Below are 20,358 nucleotides of genomic sequence, written 5' to 3' on the forward strand. Positions count from 1 at the left end.
CGACCGGTCGCACGGGCGCGCCCGCGGCGTCGGATCGGGGCGTCGGATCGGGGCGTCGGATTGCGGCGTCGGATTGCGGCGTGGGATTGCGGCGTGGGATGGCGGCGTGGGATGGCGGCCTCGGACCAGGGCCGCGGCCTACAGTAGCGGACTACAGTAGCGGACTACGGCAGCCGGCGATGGCAGCCGACCGCGGCGGCGGCGCGCCATCCGCAAAGGCTAAAGAAGTGTTCGGCGCCGGCGCGCGGCGCACGCGGTCGGGCACACTGGCCGCGCATCCTTCACCCCTTCCTCACTCTTGGCCGATACCCGCCGCCATGTCCACGCACATCCGTCCGACCGCAAGCCAGGCCGTGGCCTGGTCCGGCACCTATCCCGGCTCGCCGGGCCGCTTCCAGCTCCGCGTCCAGCGCCTGCCGCGCGACGCGGTTCCCGTCTACGACGACGACATCGATTGCGTCATCGGCTATCAGCGCATCTTCGGTCGCGTGGCTTACGCGTTCGACCTGCTCGGCCATACCGCCCGGCTGTGGTCGCTCCAGGACGACGATGCCGCCGTCTGTGCGGGCGAGGCACGACTCACCGTCGGCGAGCTGTGGCAGCCGGGCGTGCGCGCCATGACGCGTGCCGGCCAATGGGGTTGCGGCGCGCTGATCGGCAAGGATGCCCGCGCCACGCTCCGGCGCCGCTTCGCCGAACTGTCCAACGCCTCCTTGCTGCTGGCGCCGGCCGCATTGCAGCGCATGACCAGCGTGGAACAGTTCATCCCGATCCATATCCTGCGCCTGGCCATTCTCACCGGCCGGCGCGCGTGCGAGGACGCCGCACAGGAGTTCAGCGCCGTCGTGACGGTCGATGCCAGCGAGCCGCCGAAGGACGGCTTTCGCATGCTGACGGTCAGGACCGACCGGGCGGCCGCCGTCATCGAGGACTTCCAGGCACAGCCGGTCCCGGCGTGGATGGTCGGGCGCTAGCGTGACGGCAGGCGCTGGAGCGGACGGCGCCCGCGTGCCGTGCGCGTGAAGTCGATCGGCGTGCCGCCTGGCTCGCACTCGCGCAATACATCCTGCAAGGCGGCCCATACGCCGATGCTTTGCCAATAGCGCAGGCGGCGCCAGCAGCTCACGCCGGAACCCGCCCCGAGGTCGCGCGGCAAGGCGTTCCATCGAATGCCAGTACGCAGCACGAACAGGATGCCCACCATCGCGGCACGGTCCGACACCGGCTCCCGTCCGCCGCGCATGCTGCGCGACTTGCTGAACGGGGCCACGATAGGCGCGATACGCGCCCACAACACATCGTCAATGATCAATTCAGGCATGGCCTGGACTCCTCCGGAGATACATGCGGGACAGGCCGGCCGCTCGGCTCGTCACGGCCGCCCTCGTCACACTATGCATACCGTGGCGCACCCGGCGAACATTCTTGACGCACCTTGATTTTCCGCAGACGTGTGCGGCGCACTGTGATGATTTAATACATTCGATCCGTGGAGATGGCGCATGGGTTCTGGTACAAATGTGCTCGTCGCCGGCCGCATCGACGCACCGCATCGACGCACCGCATGGCACACCGTTGCGCACCATCTCCCACCCCTGTTGTGCGCATGCCCGCGGGCTGGCCGTCACTGGACCCATGACCGCCGGCCGCCGGCCGCCGGTTAGCCTGACCGCCTGTTCACCTTCCCGGTGGTGTTCCGATTTTTCACGCAGTACAGGAGCGCTTCGCGCTATCGATGCGCGAGGCCATTCGACAGTCTGGAAACAGTAACGAAACCTCAATGGAGGGGACATGCGAGGCCGCCTCAACATCGCGCTCTTGGAGGACGATGTCGTCCAATCAAACCTCATCACCCGATGGCTCAACAGCGCGAATCACGAGGTCGCGAGCTTCGGCACCGGACGCGATTTCATTCGCGCGCTGCAATCGGACAAGTTCGATGCGTTGATCCTCGACTGGATCCTGCCCGATCTGTCCGGGCTCGACGTGCTGGCCTGGGCCAGGCTACGCCATCATCGTTCCACCCCCGTGATATTCCTGACACAGAAAAATGAGGGGCGCGACGTGGCGACGGCGTTGCGTTGCGGCGCCGACGACTTCGTCCGCAAGCCGGTCGACCGCGACGAACTGCTGGCGCGCGTCGAATCGGCCACGCGCCGTCACGTCACGGATGCGCGCACCCGTATCACGATCGGCAAGTTCACCCTCGACCGCGGGGCGTGCCAGGCCCGCCGTGGCGACGACGAGATTCACCTGACCTCGACCGAATTCGCGCTGGCGTGGGAACTGTTCCAGAACGCGGGCCAGATCGTCTCCCGCGAACGCCTGCACGTCGCGGTATGGGGCCGGCACCACGGCGTGCAGTCGCGCACGCTGGACGCGCACATCAGCAACCTGCGCATGCGCTTCGGCTTGCGCGCGGAGAACGGCCTGCGCGTGGTCTCGCTCTACAACCACGGCTATCGACTCGATGCGCGGCAAGGCTGCGCCGCGACCGAGGACGCATGAAGCGCTCGCCGTCATGGGCCGGCTACTGGGCCGTCGGCGCGGCACTGGTCTGCCTTGCCAGCCTGCCCATTGCCTGGACCATGTACGCCGAAGGCCGCCATCATCTGCGCCTGCTGGCCTCGCGCGATGCGTTGGCCTTCTTTGCTGCCGCCCTGCGTGCCTATGAGGCCGTGTCGGCCGAGCGCGAGCCGACCAATGCCCTGTTTGCCAGCCTCGCGCCCGCAGAATTCGAGCGGCGCCTGGTGGAGATGCGGCGTGCGCGCGCGCGCACCGACACCGAGCTGGGCAATCTCGTGCACGCGTTGCGACGGGCCAACTGCGTGCGCTGTCCCAGCATGGTCAACGCATTGAACGTCGTGAGCACACGGCTCGCGGAAACGCGGCATGTCATGGATGCCTTGCGGAGCGACGACGAAAGCCGCACCGCGCGCGGCACCATCCTGCGCGCGGTCAATCGCATGATGTCCGCCACCGAGCCGTTTACCGCCATCCTCAACCAGTGCACGCTGCAGATCGCCGAACTCAATGCCGCGACCACCGAGGCCGTGCTGCTGGCCCGCAATATCGCCGACATGCGCGAGTACGCGGGGCGGCTGGGCGCACTGCTGCTCGAGCCGCTGGCCACCGCGCGGCGGCTTACGCAGGACGATCGCGAACGCCTCGCGATTACCGAGGGCCGCATCCTGCAACTGCGCGATCTCATCGCCATCCGCGTCGCCAGCGTACCCAACCGCGATGCACTGGTCGCCGAGATCGACAGCATGACCTCCGATTACTTCAACGACGCCTACATGCGCGCCACGCAACTGATCGTCTCGGGCGAGCAGTCTGCCCACGGGATCGCGCAACCGCCGGGCTTTATCGATGGGTACCGGCGTGGCATGCACGCGATCGTGCGCTTTCGCGACAGCGTGCTGCAGCCCGCCGCGGCAGACCTCGTCGCCGCCATCGAGGCACACGAGCGCAAGGTGGTTGCGGTGGGCGTGGTCAATGCGCTGGTCCTGGCGGCGCTGGTGTGTGCGCTGTTCGTGTTCCGCGGCCAGTACGTGTCACCGCTCGAGAAGCTCACCCGCGCGATGCTTTCGCTCGGTGGCGGCCATGGCTTTGGCCGCGACGCCGGACGCGAGGCGCTGATGACCAGCCTGTCGCACGATATGCGTTCGCCGCAGGCATCGATCCTTGCCTTGCTGGACATGGCCCGCACCACGGAAACCTACCGCGCCGCGCCGGACCTGTTTGCGCGCATCGAATCCAATGCGCGGCGCACGCTCGACATGGTCGACGACTTCGTCCGTCTCAGCGAGCTGCAGGTCCTGTCGTATCGCCCGGCCGAAGTCGATCTGTACGGGTTGATGCTCGACGCCTGCGACGACCTGACGGTCGCGGCGCAGGCGCGCCATATCCGGCTGGTGCCGAGCGAACCCGATGGCGCACCGTACCTCGTGCATGCGGAACCGGACAGCCTGTACCGCGCCATCGCCAACGTGCTGGACAACGCCATCAAGTACGGTCCCGCGCACGATGCCATCCATTGCACGCTGCAGCGCAACGGGCGCCATCTCGAACTGTCGATCCGGGATCGGGGGCCGGGCATCCGCCCGCAGGACATGCCCTACCTGTTCGAGCGCTTCCGCCGGTTTCCGACCGCCGATGCCGAACCGGTACCGGGCAACGGGCTTGGACTGGCATTCGCCAAGGCGGCGATCGGCAAGGCGCGCGGGCAGATCCGCTGCCGCTCGGTGCTTGGCGAAGGCAGCGAATTCATCATCACGCTGCCGGCGCGCGGCGCAAAAGGGCGTGCCCGCGCCAGGATTGCATAACGGGACTGGCGCGGGCACCAAAGCCACGGATGCGGTGTCCGTAGCGCCTGTGATCGTAGGCAATTTCGCTTGCGGCGATTGCCAACAATTGTGTCGGCCGCGACGTCGCGGCGCTCGCGATTCAGTGCCGGACCGGCAGCAGGATGGTGAAGACGGCGCCGCGACCCACATCGCTCTGCACCGTCACGCGGCCGCCGTGGCGCTCCGCCACGGTCTTGACGAACACGAGCCCGAGGCCGCTGCCGGCGGGAACGTCGGGCGACGCGTCGTGCAGGCGGCTGAACGGCTGGAACAGGCGCGCATGGTCGGCGCGCGCGATGCCTGGTCCTTCGTCGTTGACCTCGATGGCGACATACGCGCCCAGGCGCCGCAAGCGCACGCCAACCGGACGCTCGGGCGGACCAAACTTGATGGCGTTGCTGACCAGGTTGGCGATCGCGCGCACCACCAGCGCGGGCGCCACGCGCAGCATCGGCGTGTCCGGCTCCAGTTCGAGCCGCAGCTCGATGCCGCGGGCCTTGGCCAACGCCCACAACGCGTCGGTGGCATCGAGCACGAGGCCATGCAGGTCGGCCGGCGAGAACGCCAGGTTCTGCGATTCCGCCTGCGCGAGCCGGATGAAATCGTCGGCCAGCGCGAGCGTGCGCTGGGCCAGATCGCCGATCCGTGCCAGCAGCACGGCCTCGGGCAAGGCACGCCCCGGCCGGGCCTGCAGTTCGATCAGCGCGAGGATCGAGGCCTGCGGCGAACGCATGTCGTGCGACAGAAAGCGCATGGTCTGCTCGCGCTGGCGTTCGGCGCGGCGCACCGCGGTGATGTCGATCAGGCTGACAATCACGCCCGCGGGCCGTCCCGCCTCGCCATGCAGCGGCGCGCCATGGAGCAGGTAGCGCCGGTCGGTTTCGGTGGCCAGCTCGACCCCGTGCGAATCGGCCGAGGACACCACCGGCGCATCGTCCTCGAGCGTCGCGCATAGTGCGTCCCAGTAGGCGAGTCCCGGCCCCGGCACCGGAAACAGGATCTCGATGATATCGGGCAGGCCCGGCGGCGCCAGCGCGTCGTCCGGCCACGGGGCCATGGCGGCGCCGGACGGGCGCGGATCGCGCGCGGGGATGTCCGCCAGCACGGCCGGGGCCAGCGCCACCGCGCGCCGGTTGGCCAGGATGATGCTGCCGTCGAGATTGCAGATCACGGTGGCTTCGGGCAGGCTTTCGAGCCCGTCGGCTAGAAAGCGGCGCAGGTCGCGCAGGCTCGCCGTCATGTCGAACACGGCCTGCATGCGCCCGTCGAGCGAACGGTCCGGGCGTTGCGGGGGCGGCAACAAGCCTGGCTCGCGCGACAGCCGCTCGACTTCCGCCGTCAGAAAACGCAGGGCCGCCTCCTGGCGCCGCCAGCTCCAGAGCGGATAGAACAGCAGGCAGCCAAACAGGCCGGCGGCCGGCGGGAACCACACATGGGCCAGCGTGGCGCCGAGCAGGCTGGCGCTGATCAGCGCGGCCATCAGCAGCGTGGTGGCCACCAGCGCGCCGCGCGGGGTCAGGCGCAACGCGGCCAGCGCGGCCAGCCACACCGGCACCAGCGTACCGAGCCAGAACCAGAGCGGACCGACCATGATGAAGCCGCGCTCGTGCGGGTGTCCATGCGCGCGCGCGGCGATCGCGAAATCCATCAGCGCGAGGTCGGCACGTGCACTCCAGCGCCACTGCACCGCCATCACCATCGCCACCGTCACCACGGCCAGCAACAGACCCCATTCCAGCAGGGTACGGCGACGGAACCGCGCGGTCCCCGACGACCCGGCCGGGCGCCGGGATGCGGTGGCGGGCGTCATGCCGCGCACCGCCGCGCGCGCTCACGCATCGGCCGGCCCCGCTTCCTCGAAGCGGTATCCGTGCGAGTAGACCGAGGTCAGCCGCACGCCGTTATCGGGCCGCAGCGCCAGCTTGATGCGCAGGCGCGAGATATGCGTATCGAGCGTGCGCGAGCCCGCCTCCATGGCCCGGCCCCAGACGGCCTGCTCGACCACGTCGCGCGACAGCAGGCGACCGATATTGCGGAACAGGAACAGCGCGAGGTCGAATTCCCGCGGCGAGAGCTCGACCGGCGCACCGTCCAGGGTGACCGTACGCGCGCGCGCATCGAACTGGTAGGCGCCCTGGCGCACCAGTTGTTCCTGCGGGGCTTCGGGATAGGCGCGGCGCAGCAGCGCGCGTACGCGCGCGACCAGTTCGCCGCCGCGCACGGGCTTGATCATGTAGTCGTCCGCCCCGACCGCCAGGCCGGCGACGATATCGCTTTCCTCGGCGCGGCTGGTAAGAAAGAGAATGGGCGGCAGGCGGCCCGACTGCTGGCGGACCCAGCTCACCACCTCGTAACCACTGGTGTCGGGCAGGTGCCAGTCGACGATCAGCAGATCGAAGGCCTGGTCGCGCAGTGCCCGCAGGAAGGCCGATCCCGTACCGAAGCTCGCGCAGGAAAATCCCGCTTCGCCGAGCAGTTCACGAATCAGCTCGGCCTGGCTCTCGTCATCCTCGACGGAGGCAATTCTCATACACCCCTCTGCTCTTGACGCGCCCGCGTGCAGCTGGCTCTGACGGACGGTATCGCGCCATGTTACCTAAACGCGGCACCATGCGTCGAGCGTCGGGTGCAGGATGAGGGGAATCCGCCAATGTCTGTTGCATACCCGCAGCCCCGATTTGACGCCTGCCGCCGCAGGCGCTACGAGGATGGCGGGCACGCCACATTCATTGCAGCATGTACGTCTCGTATTCGAGGCGGTCGAGCTTGCGGTCGAGCAGGTACAGCGCCAGCGCCACCACCAGCAGCAGCGACACGGCAAAGCCGTAGCCGTACCAGGCCGGCCCGAGGCCGAGCGTCAGCCGTGTCAGCGCGAAGTTGAGCACCACGAAGGTACCGGTCAGCAGCAGCACCTCGCGGCGCCGGTCCAGATAGAAATAGATGTTAAGCACCCCGAGCAGCACCACCTGGAGACTCGCGCCGATCACGTCCACATACAGCAGCGGCAGGTAAAGCTCCGAGATGCCCAGCACGCCGAGCACCCAGCCGCCGATGACAAACAGCACCAGCGACGCGATCGCCTGCACCTTGACGATCTCGTACAGGCCCAGGCGGATGGTCTGCACCATGGTGTTGCGCATGTCCTCGATATGCTCCAGCGAGCTGCCGCCGCGCACCGCGTTGTAGAACGCGTCGTAGTACTCGACGAAATCGGTCTCGATGCGCACCAGGAACACGGCCATGCCCGGAATGATGGCGAGGTAGGCCAGGAACACGGGAATGTCGTAGATGATCGACGCGTGCAGCGGCCCGATGACCTGCTGGCCCGTGGACGGCGCGTACCAGAACATGAACTTGTCGAGCCAGATGCCCAGGTTGTAGAGCAGGCCGATGACCACCAGGCTGGGATACAGGCTACGCCGTTCGAACACCTCGAACGACATGAAGCGCTGGCTGGTGTAGTTGCGGTAGATCAGCGTGACCATGCCGACCAGCAGGCACAGCTGGCCGCCCACAAAACCGCCCAGCAGTCCTTCCAGGCCATGCGTGCGCAAGCCCAGCGCGGCCGCCACCGTGATGGTGTAACCGACCAGGAAGGTCCACACGATGGACTTGTACTGCTTCATGCCCGACAGGAAGATCGTGGCGATCCAGATATTGCTCATGATCACGAAGCCCGCGATCATCAGCAGGCGGTACAGCACCGACTGCTCCGGAAACAGGAACACCGCGCAGGCTACGCCGATGGCACCGGCCAGTACCGTGACCAGCAGCGCCACCGCATGGAAGTTCGACAGCACGAGGTGGTCGCGCCGCTCGAACAGGCGGTCGGAGGTGAAGCGCGTGAACGACAGCTGCATGGGTCCGGTCAGGATCAGGCTGAGCGCGATCAGGTATGTGACCGAGACCTGGAACTGCGTGATCAGCAGCCCCGGAATCACAAAGCCGATCGACAGCAGGCCGATCAGCAGGATGCCGACGATCGACAGGACCCACGGGCCCGAGCTGATCACGCCCGCGTAGGCATACGCGCTCAGCATGCCGGACAGGCTGTCCCGTCGCAGCATCTTGCGCAATTCAAAGCCAATGCCGGCCATGTCAGTGTCCTCCGTGCACCGGGCAGCGGGCGGGATTGCCGCTGCCTCGATTGCCGCCACCATCGCGCTCGTGGTGATCGGGCTTGGCCATCAGCGTGGTGTACAGCGAGCGATAGCTGCCCACCATCATGTCCTGCGTATAGAAACGCTCGACGCGCGCAAAGCCGGCCGCCTGCGCCGCGTGCCAGCGCGCCGGGTCGGTCATCAGCGCCAGCGCCGCTGCCGCCAGCGCCGCTGGATCGGCGATGCGCACCACGTCGCCGGACGCACCGAGCGCGGCATCCTCGCCCGGCAGGCCGAACACGAGTTCGCGGCACGAACCCACGTCGGTGGTCACGCAGGGCACGCCGGCCGCATAGCCTTCGAGCACCACCAGCGGCAGTGCCTCGCTGATCGAGCTCAGCACCAGCACGCCAACCTTCGGCAGCAGCTGTTCGATGCGCTGGAAGCCAAGGAACCTGACCTTGTCGCCAAGACCGAGACTCTCGGCCAGGCTGCGGCATTCGCGCGCGTATTCGGGATCCTCGTCCTCGGGCCCGGCAATCCAGCCTTCGGCGTCCGGATACTCGCGCACCACGGTCAGCATGGCACGGATGAAGGTCTTGATGTCCTTGATCGGCACCACGCGGCCGATCAGGCAGAGCACCGGCGGCACCCCGGGCGCGCGCTGCGCGCGCAGCGCAGCCAGCTTCGGCAGGTCGATGCCGTTGGGAATATTGCGCGTGCGCTCGGCGCGCGCGCCGTCCATGATCTGGCGGCGGCGGTTGCCCTCATAGAGCGCGACGATCTCGTCGCCGGCGTCGTAGCACACGCGGCCGAGCGTCTCGAAGAAGCGCACCCAGAGCTCGCGGAAATAGCTGATCTGGGAAATATCGCGCTCGAACACGTTGCGGTTGTCGCGGATCCACTGGCTCTGGAACAGGTCGATCTTGCGTTCCTTGGTGTAGATGCCGTGCTCCGACACCAGCAGCGGACGCGCATTGCGATAGCGCAGCATCGCCCCGAGAAAGCCGGCATAGCCCGTCGACACGGTGTGGTACACCTTGGCCGGAATCAGGTTGTCGGCAATCCGCACCAGCTGCCACAGCGGCTTGTGCATGATGCGGATGGTCCAGAAATAGTCGGTGAACGACGGGTCCGTGCAGAAGCGGCGATATTGCTCGGTGATGGTCTGCCACGCGCGCTTGCTGTAGAGGAATGCGTCCTCGGACAGCGCGCCGCCTTCGCGCAGCGCCGGCATCAGCTCGCGCATCAGTTCGCCGGCCCGCGCTTCCTGGCCCGGCTCGCGCAGCACCTCGTGCAGCTCGTCGGCGCGCGCGAAGGCCTCGGCATCGCCGGCGCTGCCGTGTACCAGCGGCGGCGGCGGAAAGTCGTAGAGGAAATGCGTTTCCAGATGGACCACGTTGTCCGGCAGCGGGTAGGCCATGTTGCCGTAATCCTCGCGCCGGCTGCCGATAAAGACGATACCGAAGCGGATTTCCGGGAACGCCCGGATCATCTGGTTGACCCAGCTCGAGACGCCGCCGCTCACATAGGGGAACGTGCCCTCGAGCAACAGCATGACGTCGGCGGAATCGCCCTTGACCAGAATCTCGCTCATGATTGCCAGTACCGCAGCAGGGGCCGCACCAGCGGGAGCGGCGAAGGACTGTCGAATGCCGTCATCAAGGCGCGGACGGCGGCGTAATCGCGTTCCAGGTAGGCAGCCTCGGCCAGCAGCGGCAATACGCGCTCGCGCGGAAAGCCGAGCGACTCGGCGCGCCGCAGCCATTCGCGTGCCTCGGCGGGCGCGTTGCGCACCAGCGCGAGACGGCCGCGCATGTACCACAGCGAGGCATTGTCGGGCTGGGTCTCCAGCGCGGCGCTTGCATAGCGTTCCACCTGGCTCGCGGTATAGCGGTAGACGTCGCCCTGCACCAGGTTCTGGTAGATCAGTTCCCAGTACAGGTCCGCCAGTCGCTTGTTGACTTCGCCGCGCGCATGCGGCGTGTCGGCGGACTCCAGACGCGGCAGTTCGGCCAGGATCTGCTGCGTCAGCTGTTTCTCGGCGCCGTCGAGCATGCCGTAGGCCAGCAGCCGGATGTCGTCGGTGCTGTCCGCCAGCAGCTCGCGCAGAACCGGGCTCGCCGTACGTGCCGGCATCGATTGCATGGCCACCAGCGCGGTCATGCGCTCGGGCAGCGGTGCGCGGGTATTGCCGAGCTGCGCCCGCAGGCGCGCCCCGCCGCCGTGCGTGACACGCGAGATCAGGTGCGTGACGAACTCGGGCAGTTCGATCGAGGCAATGCCGGTGGCGTCGTGCCGGCCCGGAAACAGTTTGGCGAACAGCAGGCTGCCCAGGCACACCAGCACGCCGCCGAGCGGCACGAAGAAGCAGAACAGCGCGAGATACGCGTAGGTCCAGCCGAACGGCACGCGGAAGCGGCGCGGCAACATGCGCCACAGCGCCAGCCCGAGCAGCGCGGCGGCGATGAGCTGCATGCCGAGAAACGCCAGCAGCAGGCCGGTGCCGGTCTGCAGGCCCGTCACGCCGCGGATCAGCAGCGCGAGAGCGGCGATCTGGGCGGCGATGCCGCCGAGCGCTAGCTTAAACATGGACTTGACCCGGTTCCACGCTGAGCGTGCCGCCCCCTGCCGCACTGCCGCCGCTATTGCCGGCGGTGGCGTCCGTGACGGTCGCGCCGTCGATCTGGCAGCGCTGCAGCAGGCGCACCAGCGCTTCCTCGGCGCCGTGGGCGGGCACCGACAGGCTATGCACGCCGATGTGCGCGCTGGCAAAGTCGACGCCGAACTGCGCGCGCAGCATGTCCTCGATACGCAGCAGATAGGCCGAGACCGCCTGGCCGTCGGAGAGCGGCATCAACGTCAGCATGGCCCGCTGGCGCGGGCTGCGCGCGGGCCAGGCCACGTCGAGCGCGCGCCGGCTGCGCACCACCTGTTCGAACAGCGCGTCGCGCGCTTCGTCCAGGTCGAACACCAGCGCCACCACCGAGCTCTCGATGCCGGTCTCGCGCCGCAGCCGCGCCAGGCGCGCATAGTCGAGCGCAAACGGGTACGGGCAGGCCGGTACCAGTTGCTGGATGCCGTGCGTGGCCGGGGCGTGCTCCACGCCGTCGGCGTAGTAGCCCAGCAGCACCATCAGCAGTTGCAGGTTCTCGTAGGTCAGCGACAGGAACGGCATGCGCTCGACCACCAGTACGCCGAGCAGCCGGTCCGAACCGGCCAGCACCGGCGCCACCGCCACGTAGCGCGTCTGCGCGTCCCGCTGCAGCCCGGTGGCGCGCAGATGCGCGAGCGTGCGCGTCTCGAGGCAGTGCCGCACCAGCGGATCGTCGACGTCCAGGGTGAAATCCGGACCGATGCGCGCCGATGCCAGCGTCGACACCGCGTCGCCATCGCACGGGAACAGCGCCGCGGCCTCGACCTGGCACGCTTGCGCCACCACCTGCAGCATGGACTGCCCACCCACGAGCGTGCCGCGCGTGCCGCCGGCGCGCGCGATGTCTTCCAGCGCCACCGTGCGCAGCTGCGAAAGCGTGTCGCGCAGCGTGGTCGGGCGGGCCAGCAGGTCGTTCTCGAGCCGCGCATGCGAAATGCGCAGCAGGTAGTGGTTCTTGGTCAGGGCCGCCAGGCGCTCGTCGAGATAGCGGTTGACGGCGCGGGCGCGCGCCAGGCGCGTACCCCAGATATCGCCGAACTGCCCCGCGATCAGCACCAGCAGCAGGCCACCCAGGAAGAACATGCGCGGGAACGGCGCGCTGGCGACGTGCAGGCTGTCGAAGAAGAACCAGCCACCGAGCAGCATCAGCACCGCGCCCACGCCGATCAGCGTGCCGTAGCGCAGCGCCAGGATGACGGGCAGCAGCCAGGCCCACGGGAAGCCCATGCCGAGCAGCAGCGGATTCTGCGGCAGCATTGCGTACGCGAGCGCCATCGCCACTACCATGGTGACGACGAGTTCCACCGCGGCGGCGCGACCGCTCACCGCGGGCGCGAGCACGCGCGCATAGCGCCCGCCGAGCCCGATGCCCTGCCCCTGCCGGGTCTTTTCCGTGGAATTGGCCACGATCTTCCCCTTGCGAATCAACCCTGCATCAACGGCGCCAGCAGGCGGCGCAGCAGCTTCTGCGCCGTGCCGGACAGCGATTCGCGGCTCCAGCCGCTGTCGCTGCCGGTGGCGGACCACACCACGTCGCCGCTCGCCACGTCGATCAGCTGCAGCGAAATGCCCACCGCCGGCTCGCCATCGACACCGACCTTGTAGCGCCATTCCTGCACGGCACCGGTCAGCGCGTAGCGCGCGCGTTCGCCGCGCGCCCATTCGAGCGCCTTGCCCACCGATTCACGCTCGGCCGGCTCGAACAGCGTTTCCGGGTTCAGATTGGCCGGGTAGCGCTTGACACCGGTCACGCCGCCGGTCTTGAGCAGCGATTCGGCAATCGCCTCGGCGCGCAGGCCGGCCTGCGGCGTCTCGGTGTAATTCACGATCGGCAGCATGGCCACCGTATCGCCGCGCGCCATCTGCGGCGCGCGGCCCACGTCCGTGACCGCGCAGCCGGCCAGCCACAGCGCCGCGCCGAGCGCGCCGCACCATGCCATCAGGCGTCCCATGCGAGTCGTCATCCGCTTGTCCATCTCGATCCCCCTGTTTCTGCTGAAAACCTTCATCGTCGTCAATACAGCCAGCGATAGCGCAGGCCAATCTCGGTCAGCGGCGTGCCGCCGTTGCGGGCCGCCGTTTCGTGCGACCAGTAAACCGCCAGATGGTCGTTGCCGAACACGCGTCCGGCAAGTCCCAGCCGCGCACGGAAGTTCTGTCCCGCGCGCGTATCGCGCAGCAGGCCTACTTCCGCGAACGGACGCCATTTGCGCGTGTAGTCGTCGAGCAGCTCGGTGCCGAAGTCGAATACCACACCGGCCTGCGTAAAGCCCTGCGGCATATAGAACGCCGAGGTCGTTTCGCCGTCGTCGGCCGGCACCAGCTGCTGCTGCCGCGACGACAGCGTGTTGCCGTTGCCGCTGTAGTTGGCATGCGTGCCGACCAGGCGCACCGTGTAATCAGGATAGGAGGTGCGGATGCGATAGCCAGCCTCGACGTCGTACACCATGCCGTGACCCAGCACCGAACGGTCCTGGCCATAAAAATGGTCGTACTGCACGCGGCCGCCGATGAACTCGCGCAGGCTCAGGCGCCATTGCGCGCCCACGCTGAACGTGTCCTTGGCCCCGCCCACGCGCAACGCGGCCGATTCGTCGGCCTGCTGGTTGTAGCCCGCCAGCGTGCTGAAGGTCACGCGGCCGTCCTGGTTCCAGTCGCCGGCAAAGCGCGCCGTGGTCATGTTATCAAGCCCGTCGCGGCGGCCCACGCCGATCAGCCAGCGCTGCTGCGAGTCGCGGTAGGTCAGCTGCAGTTCGGCACGCCGGTCCTGCGACGGCACGTTGGCGAGCTGGTTCGGGTCGGTCGAGCGCTGGTCGCGCCAGGTGCCGCGCAGATTGAGGGCATACGGCCCCCACAGCCGCGCACCGCCGGCAAGACCATATTCGTAGTATTCGAGCGGCTTCTGGTGCTGCAGCGTAAAGCGCGGCTCGATCGCCTGCGCATTGAACAGCAGCGCATCCTGCAACGCGTCCTGCAGCGCATCGTCGCTGCGCGCGCGCTCCTGGGTCTCGAACGCCTGCGTCTGCGCCGCGCCCAGGCGATCCAGCGCGCGGTTGGCCTCGATCTGGTTGGCCACCGGCACGCGGCCGGTCTGGCGCTCCAGAATGCGGTCGAGCGCGTTGAGGTCGTTGCTGTCCAGCGCGAGCGCGATCTCGGCATAGGCCGGCCGCTGCCACCGGTTGGCGTACTGGCGTGCCAGCCAGGCGCGCGCCAGTTCATTGGATTCGGACGAACTGGCCCAGGCCATCGCCACATCGCGGCTCTCGGCGGAAATCGCGTTCTGGCGGCGGCGCTCGCGTTCGGTCACGGCCGCCGGCGGTGCCACTTCGAGCGGTGGCAGGCCGGGCACGTTGCCGAGCTCCGAGGGCCCGCCGGGCGCGGCCGGATGCAGGTTGCGCCCGGCCACGGTAGCGCGGTCGCGCCGCAGCATTTCGATCACCAGGCTGCGCGAGACGTCGGCGGAGGCGAAGGTCTGGCCCAGCGCGACCATCTCGCGCCGCAGGTCGGCACGCGCGGGCGCGCCCTGCGCATTGTCTTCGTCCTCGGCCTCGTCGCTGGCGGCCTCGGATCCCCTGAGTCCGCCCGGTGCCCATGTGTGATGCAGGTCCACCCACGCCTGCCGGCGGATGCGCCAGGCCATGTCGGTCTGCCCGATCGCCTCGTAGGCATCGGCCGCAAGTCCCAGCCAGAGCGGATCGGCCGACTTGCCCACCGCCATCTTGCGCAGGTAGTGCAACGCGGTGCGGCCATCCTGGAAGCGCATCGCGCCCGCGGCATAGGCGCCCCAGAGGTCGGGGTTGTCCTCGGCCTCGACGCGCAGGCGCTGCATCACGGCGCGCACTTCGTCGTCCGTGCCCATGTCCACCAGCGCCCACAGCAGGGCGGCGAGGGTCTCGCTGTCGGCATCGGGCAGGCTGGCCGCATGGCGCAGGTCGGCCAGCGACAGCTCGCGCCGGCCAGTGGCACGGTAGTACTCGGCGCGGCGCATCATGAAGCGCGCCGACTGCTCGGCCTCGAGCTTCTGCTCGGGCGTCAGGCCGGCCAGCAGGCGCTCGATCCGGACCCAGGCGTGGGCGCGCGTGTAGTAATACACCGCGAGTTCGAGCTGCGACAGCTTGCCGTGCTTCTGCCAGCCGGCCTCGGCGATGCGGCCTGCGTCGATCGGGGTCTTGTCGTAGTACGCGATCAGCGTCGAAAAATCCGACTCCTCGGTGTCGCGCACTTCGGCCAGGCAGTCGTTGCGTGCGGCCCCGGCCGGCATCTCCATGCAGTGCTCGTCATGGGTCTGTGCCACCGCCACCATCATCTGGCGATAGGCATCGCGCAGCAGGTCGTCGCGCTGCGTCAGCCGCGCGAGCTCGGTGAAGGTGCGCCAGTACAGCACATCCTTCGGACCCGCCTTGGCGCGCGCCGGCAGCATGGTATCCATGGCCTGCGTCAGACGGCCCTTGACGTACAGCATGTTGGCGCGCTTGAGCGCGTACTCCGGTTGCGGACCGAAGCGGCGGTCGAGCTGCGTATAGAGTTCGAAGGCCCGGTCGTCGCGACCGGCGCGTTCGGCCAGCGCGGCATTGCGCTCCATGATCTGACGTGCGCGCGGACCGTTGCCGAGGCCGTCCAGGAAGGCCATGGCGGCCTCGGGCTCGCCCAGCCGCTCGTACGCCGCCACCACTTCGTCGACGGTCTTGAGATCGCCACCCTGCGCGCGATGGCGCAAGGCTGCCAGATAGGCACGATCGTCGGACAGGCCGGGCGCGAGCCGCATCACGTTGTTCCACGCGCGCTCGTCGTTGGTGGCCTGCGCGTAAGCGAGCCAGCTCTGCAGCGCGACGGCGGGCTGGCGGTTCCATTCGGCCACCTGCGCCAGGCGCTCGCGCCAGACCATCTCGCCCGGCAGCTTCTGCACGGCGGCCTGCGCCACGCGCTGGGCCTGGTCGAGCTTGCCCGATGCCAGGAATACGCGATAGGCGAGTTCATGATCCTCGGGATTGAACGCCTTGCCGGACGCGGTGGCCGCTTCGATCTCGGCGCGGGCCTGGGCCTGCGCCGCGGCCTGCGAGGGCGGTTGACCTGCCGCTTGTGTCGACGCTGGGGTCGACGCTGGGGTCGACGCTTGTGTCGACGCTGGGGTCGGTGCTTGCGCGGCGGCCGGCGCCGGTGCGGGCGCTACCGCCGACGCCGCCACTTTCTGGTCTGCCACCTTCTGGTCCGCCACCTTCTGGTCCGCCACCTTGCGCACGCCAAACGCAGCGCCGCCTTCGGCCAGCGCCGCACGCCGCTGCAGTCCGCGCGGACCGTCGAGGTAGACAAAGCCGCGCGCCAGCCACGGCTCGGTATCGGAGACCCGACGGATGCCAGTCGAGGCCGACAGCCGTGCCAGATCGAGCTGCGCCCTGCGCACGCTCTCGTCGCCACCGCGCTCGCGCGCGGGCACCACCACGCGCGCCGACAGCCGCAGCAGGCGTTCGACATATCTGGCCGCCACATCGGGCCGGTTGGCCGCCAGCGCGAGTCTGGTCAGATAGCGCAGGACTTCCGCGTCGTTCAGCAGCTTGCCGCCGTGGCGCTCGGCCTCGGCCAGCGCTTCGTCGAGCAGGTTGCCGGACTGCAGCGTCTGCAACGCCTGCAGGAACAGCGCGCGTTGTTCCTCCACGCGGGTCGCACGCGCCTGCGCCTCGAACAGCGCGTTGGCCGATGCACGATAGTCGCCGCCACCGAGCGCAATGCCCGCCAGCTGCTTGTTATAGAAGTCCGCATGCGCGGGATCGCGCGCCGCCAGCGCGCGATACAGCTTGCCGGCCGCATCGGGCGCGCTGGCCGCGCGTGCCTGCGTGGCCAGTGCCTGCAGTTCCGCCAGCGACCACTTCGACATCAGGCGCGCATCGGTGGCGGTATCGAGCAGCGCGCGCATATGTTCGAGGTGTTGCGCGCGCTCGGGCGTATCCGGCTGCGCGGCATAGGCGCGCTGCAGCGTGATATCGAGGCGCGTGCGCAGGATCGGGCCCGACAGGTCGGTACCCTGCACCGCCTGCATGCGTTCGAGCAGCTTTTCGGCATCGTCAAGGCGGCCGCTGCGCGCATACTGTTCGGCCAGCACGCCCATGAAGCTGACGTCGTCCGGCGCCACGCGTGACCAGGCCTCGAGATACGCCACGGTCAGCCCGTCGACGGTACGGCCCTGGCCGAGCAGGCGCTCGCGCAGCGTTTCGCGCGGGAACATGAGGCCAAGGCCGATCCCCACCATCGCGGTGAAGGTCAGCACCAGAGCCGGCGGCAGGAGCCGCTCTCGCTCAACCGGCGCAGCGGACTTCGACGGATTGCTGGACATTTATCGGATCGGTAACCGCGGGAAGATCGAAACGCACCGTGTTGCGATCGCGCTGGCCGGTCACCGGCTTGCCATCGATCGTCACGCTGCACTGGCTGGCATTCGCGAGCCGGAAGAAGGGCTTGTAGTAGCCGCCGAAGCGGAAGCGCGTGGTATCGCCGTCGCGCTGCCAGGCCCGCACGAGGCCGTTCGCCTCGGCGATTTCCGGCACCGCGCGGCTCGGCTTGTCGGCAAAGCTGAAGCGCGCATCGCCGCCCGAGAGCTGAACGTAGACGCCACCGCCCGGTGCCGGCGACGAGCCGGTCACGCCGCGCGCCGTGGCCACGTCGGGCACGCCGTCGCCGCTCCAGCGCAGGTTGCGCAGGTTGCCGTCGCCACGCACCACCCAGGCGCCGCTGGCGGGCGCGCCGTCGGTGCCGCCGCCAAGCTCGCGGGCGACCGCCATGCCCTGCCAGTCGATCACCTTGCGCACGTAGTCGGTCGAGTGGATCGGCATCAGCGGCTGCGTCAGCACGTAGTCGTACACCTTGCGCAGCGCGCGCAGCGACGCGGCCTTGGTGCCCGAGTAGCTGTGATAGTAGATGTTGACGGCCTTGAAGCGATACGGCCTGTCGGTCAGCTCGTAGGTCTCGATCACGCGCTCGAAGCCATAGAACGGGCCATGCCACAGGTTGGTGTAGATGTTCTCGTTCTGGTTGGTGGCAAACACCTGGAAGGTGTCGTCGGCCTTGTTGATGCCGAGCGGGGCCACCGCCGTCCACGACGGATTGCTGCGCGTGATGAGCGTGTCGCCGCCGTTCATGTTGAGCACGCCGGCGCGCTCGGTGAGCTTGAGCGCCTCGGGCGGCGCCTGGCAGTCGCCGGGCCACAGCAGCATCTTGACCGGCTTGCCGGGCGGCGCCAGCACGCGGTTGATGTAGTCGATCGAGCCACCGATCTCGCGCTCGAGGCTGAGCTTGTAACCCGGAATGGCGAGGTGGTAGTCGTCGTCGCCTTCCTGGAAGCGCGCGCTGCTTTCCTGCCTGGCCACCGTACGCGTCCACTCGAACGGATGCGAATAGGTATGGCTGGCAATCTCGACGTAAGGCTGCGCGAAGATCTTGCGCGCGATCGGCTCGAGCTCGGGCGACAGCTTCGGATACATGCCGCTCTTGCCGACTTCGCCCTCGATCACGGACATCGTCATCGGCAAGCGGTAGCGATCGAAGATCTCGCGGAACAGCACCTCGCCCGAGTAGCCGCCGCCCGGGATTTCGGCCTTCGAGGCAAAGCCGTCGCCGTCGATATGGATCGTCAGCAGGCGCCGTCCGCTCTCGGTGGTGGTGTCGGGTACCGGCATGCGCGGCAGGCGCAGCGCCTCGCGCAGGAACGTGAGCGGCTGCACCACCCAGCGGTCCTGGTTGGTCGAGGCGTTCTCGCGCACCGCGTACGGACCCATCACATAGCCACCCCACGGCATGATCGCCGCGGCGTCATAGGTCAGCGTGCCGGACTTCAGGCGCAGCAGCGAACGCGCATTGGGGCCGTCCGGCACCTGCACCGGCACCGCGTCGTTGCGGTCTGGCGCCACCGGCGTCTCGAAGCCCATCATGGCGTCCTGCGAGACGATCTGCACGGGACCGGCCACGCGGCCCTTGACGCTCCTGAGGCCGAGCGTGCGCGCCAGCGAGCCGCCCACCTGCGCGCCAAAATCGTTCATGAATACCACCGGCATGCCCTGCGCGATCTGCTTCTCGATCCACGCGTAGAAACGTCCCGGCTGGTTGGTCACGTTACCGTTGAGCCAGACCACCACACCGGCATAGCGATCCGGGCCGATCTCGGGCAGCGGGTCGCGCGTCTCGGCAAAGTCCACGCGGTAGCCGAGGTAGTTGAGCGGCATCGAGACAAAGCGCACCCCGGCGGTATCGTCGATCACCACATCGGACTGGCTCTCCTGCACCACCAGCACGCGGCGCGGCATCACCTCGACGCGGCCGATGCCGACCGTCTGCAAGGCCGGATCGGTGACGTACGGCGTGATGCCGAGCGCGGCGATGCGGCGCGCGGTGTCGCGCGCGCAGCGGCGGTCGAGCGGCGGGCAGTAGTCGATCGACACCACCGGCAGGCGATACTGCTCGCGCACGATGCGGGCCTGGCCGAGCAGCCACTCGCGGTCCTTGTCGCTCACCTCGACATAGCGCGACTTGCCCTGGTCCCAGCCGCGGAACAGCGATTCGAACACCACCGCATAGGCAAGATCGTGGACCTGCGGCAGGATCTCGAAGCCGCGATTGAATACCAGCTTCGCGTCGGGATAGCGCGCCTTGATCGCGCGGATGACCTTGACGAGACCGGCTTCCTGGCGCGCACGCTCGGCATCGGTCCGGGCAATCAGGTGATAGGAATCGAGCGTATCGAGAAAGAAGCCGCGATAGCCGCGTTCCCACAGCGGCGCGATGACCTTGTCGACATAGAACGCGGGCCAGTCCGGCGCGGCCTGATCCACCACGCGCGCCTGCCAGGCGTCATTGTTGCCCTTGAGCCATGCCGCGGGCATGTCCTTGAAGTAGGCGCGACCCGGCAGCACCTCGCCCACGCTTACATAGGCGAACCAGGCGGTATGCGGCGTGTCGGCCTGGCGCGGATCGAAGCCGCTGTCGGGCTCCACCACGGCGGCATCGAATGCCTGCAACGCGTCCACCGGCGGCTTGGCGCCATAGTGGAAGGCGATGTCGAGCGTGCCCTGCGCAGCCGCACCGGTTCCGAATGCGGACAGTGCGAAGGCAAGAGAAAAGCAGTAAGAGAGGCGCGACCACAGGCGTACCCAGGCCGATCTGTTGGTTGGCTTCACTGGCTGTTTCGCTTCTTCTGTTACGGCATCGCGCAACGCCGACGCTTGCCCCGTTGCATGCGTCTGGAACGCGGTGACCCCGCTGATGCCGG

13 protein-coding genes are annotated in these 20,358 nt (G+C 68.3%); 3 read left to right on the forward strand and 10 right to left on the reverse strand.

Annotated elements, in window-relative coordinates; genetic code table 11:
• Positions 1 to 317 precede the first annotated feature (317 nt).
• Positions 318 to 974 carry a hypothetical protein gene (locus tag DFLDMN_RS27375; RefSeq protein WP_423198883.1) on the forward strand — a complete coding sequence of 219 codons (657 nt, stop codon included), beginning with the start codon at positions 318 to 320 and terminating at the stop codon, positions 972 to 974.
• On the opposite strand, the gene DFLDMN_RS27380 is transcribed toward DFLDMN_RS27375, so the two are convergent.
• Positions 971 to 1,321, reverse strand: a complete 351-nt coding sequence (locus tag DFLDMN_RS27380) for a transposase (RefSeq protein ID WP_423198884.1) — start codon at positions 1,319 to 1,321, stop codon at positions 971 to 973. The genes DFLDMN_RS27375 and DFLDMN_RS27380 overlap by 4 nt on opposite strands.
• Positions 1,322 to 1,791: 470 nt before the next feature.
• Here DFLDMN_RS27380 and DFLDMN_RS27385 point away from each other — a divergent pair, with 470 nt between their 5' ends.
• Both DFLDMN_RS27385 and DFLDMN_RS27390 read left to right on the forward strand, forming a co-directional pair.
• Positions 1,792 to 2,508, forward strand: coding sequence for a response regulator transcription factor (locus DFLDMN_RS27385; RefSeq protein ID WP_423198885.1), 717 nt, complete (start codon positions 1,792 to 1,794; stop codon positions 2,506 to 2,508).
• Positions 2,505 to 4,328: a sensor histidine kinase gene (locus DFLDMN_RS27390; protein ID WP_423198886.1), complete on the forward strand. Its 1,824-nt coding sequence runs from the start codon at positions 2,505 to 2,507 to the stop codon at positions 4,326 to 4,328. The genes DFLDMN_RS27385 and DFLDMN_RS27390 overlap by 4 nt, the downstream gene beginning before the upstream one ends.
• 121 nt (positions 4,329 to 4,449) lie before the next feature.
• On the opposite strand, the gene DFLDMN_RS27395 is transcribed toward DFLDMN_RS27390, so the two are convergent.
• From DFLDMN_RS27395 to DFLDMN_RS27435, 9 genes are all read right to left on the reverse strand, one after another.
• Entirely contained in the window at positions 4,450 to 6,159 is a 1,710-nt protein-coding gene (locus tag DFLDMN_RS27395) for an ATP-binding protein (protein ID WP_423198887.1), read from the reverse strand.
• 21 nt (positions 6,160 to 6,180) lie between these two features.
• Positions 6,181 to 6,879 carry a response regulator transcription factor gene (locus DFLDMN_RS27400; protein ID WP_423198888.1) on the reverse strand — a complete coding sequence of 233 codons (699 nt, stop codon included), beginning with the start codon at positions 6,877 to 6,879 and terminating at the stop codon, positions 6,181 to 6,183.
• A 196-nt stretch (positions 6,880 to 7,075) separates the two neighbouring features.
• Positions 7,076 to 8,446, reverse strand: coding sequence for an exopolysaccharide Pel transporter PelG (gene pelG, locus DFLDMN_RS27405; protein WP_423198889.1), 1,371 nt, complete (start codon positions 8,444 to 8,446; stop codon positions 7,076 to 7,078).
• 1 nt (position 8,447) lies between these two features.
• A complete protein-coding gene (gene pelF, locus DFLDMN_RS27410) occupies positions 8,448 to 10,046 on the reverse strand; it encodes a GT4 family glycosyltransferase PelF (RefSeq protein ID WP_423198890.1) in 1,599 nt (532 codons plus the stop codon).
• Positions 10,043 to 11,041, reverse strand: coding sequence for a tetratricopeptide repeat protein (locus DFLDMN_RS27415; protein WP_423198891.1), 999 nt, complete (start codon positions 11,039 to 11,041; stop codon positions 10,043 to 10,045). Before DFLDMN_RS27415 ends, pelF begins: the two co-directional genes overlap by 4 nt.
• The gene (locus DFLDMN_RS27420) at positions 11,034 to 12,512 is read right to left on the reverse strand and encodes a PelD GGDEF domain-containing protein (RefSeq protein WP_423198892.1); all 1,479 of its coding nucleotides are present in this window, start codon (positions 12,510 to 12,512) and stop codon (positions 11,034 to 11,036) included. The genes DFLDMN_RS27415 and DFLDMN_RS27420 overlap by 8 nt, the downstream gene beginning before the upstream one ends.
• 17 nt (positions 12,513 to 12,529) lie before the next feature.
• The gene (locus tag DFLDMN_RS27425) at positions 12,530 to 13,069 is read right to left on the reverse strand and encodes a penicillin-binding protein activator LpoB (RefSeq protein WP_423198893.1); all 540 of its coding nucleotides are present in this window, start codon (positions 13,067 to 13,069) and stop codon (positions 12,530 to 12,532) included.
• A 50-nt stretch (positions 13,070 to 13,119) separates the two neighbouring features.
• Complete coding sequence (locus DFLDMN_RS27430) at positions 13,120 to 17,433, reverse strand: tetratricopeptide repeat protein (protein ID WP_423198894.1); 4,314 nt, start codon at positions 17,431 to 17,433, stop codon at positions 13,120 to 13,122.
• Positions 17,396 to 20,191, reverse strand: a complete 2,796-nt coding sequence (locus tag DFLDMN_RS27435; protein ID WP_423200592.1) for a bifunctional glycoside hydrolase 114/ polysaccharide deacetylase family protein — start codon at positions 20,189 to 20,191, stop codon at positions 17,396 to 17,398. The genes DFLDMN_RS27430 and DFLDMN_RS27435 overlap by 38 nt, the downstream gene beginning before the upstream one ends.
• Positions 20,192 to 20,358: the final 167 nt, after the last annotated feature.

It is taken from the genome of Cupriavidus sp. H19C3 (assembly GCF_049393815.1).
Taxonomy (GTDB): domain Bacteria; phylum Pseudomonadota; class Gammaproteobacteria; order Burkholderiales; family Burkholderiaceae; genus Cupriavidus.

What these genes read in the sequence shown, in the direction of transcription:
- DFLDMN_RS27375 (WP_423198883.1), top strand. Translation starts at nt 318, where the DNA reads ATGTCCACGCACATCCGTCCGACCGCAAGCCAGGCCGTGGCCTGGTCC.
- DFLDMN_RS27380 (WP_423198884.1), bottom strand. Translation starts at nt 1,321, where the DNA reads ATGCCTGAATTGATCATTGACGATGTGTTGTGGGCGCGTATCGCGCCT.
- DFLDMN_RS27385 (WP_423198885.1), top strand. Translation starts at nt 1,792, where the DNA reads ATGCGAGGCCGCCTCAACATCGCGCTCTTGGAGGACGATGTCGTCCAA.
- DFLDMN_RS27390 (WP_423198886.1), top strand. Translation starts at nt 2,505, where the DNA reads ATGAAGCGCTCGCCGTCATGGGCCGGCTACTGGGCCGTCGGCGCGGCA.
- DFLDMN_RS27395 (WP_423198887.1), bottom strand. Translation starts at nt 6,159, where the DNA reads ATGACGCCCGCCACCGCATCCCGGCGCCCGGCCGGGTCGTCGGGGACC.
- DFLDMN_RS27400 (WP_423198888.1), bottom strand. Translation starts at nt 6,879, where the DNA reads ATGAGAATTGCCTCCGTCGAGGATGACGAGAGCCAGGCCGAGCTGATT.
- pelG (WP_423198889.1), bottom strand. Translation starts at nt 8,446, where the DNA reads ATGGCCGGCATTGGCTTTGAATTGCGCAAGATGCTGCGACGGGACAGC.
- pelF (WP_423198890.1), bottom strand. Translation starts at nt 10,046, where the DNA reads ATGAGCGAGATTCTGGTCAAGGGCGATTCCGCCGACGTCATGCTGTTG.
- DFLDMN_RS27415 (WP_423198891.1), bottom strand. Translation starts at nt 11,041, where the DNA reads ATGTTTAAGCTAGCGCTCGGCGGCATCGCCGCCCAGATCGCCGCTCTC.
- DFLDMN_RS27425 (WP_423198893.1), bottom strand. Translation starts at nt 13,069, where the DNA reads ATGACGACTCGCATGGGACGCCTGATGGCATGGTGCGGCGCGCTCGGC.
- DFLDMN_RS27430 (WP_423198894.1), bottom strand. Translation starts at nt 17,433, where the DNA reads ATGTCCAGCAATCCGTCGAAGTCCGCTGCGCCGGTTGAGCGAGAGCGG.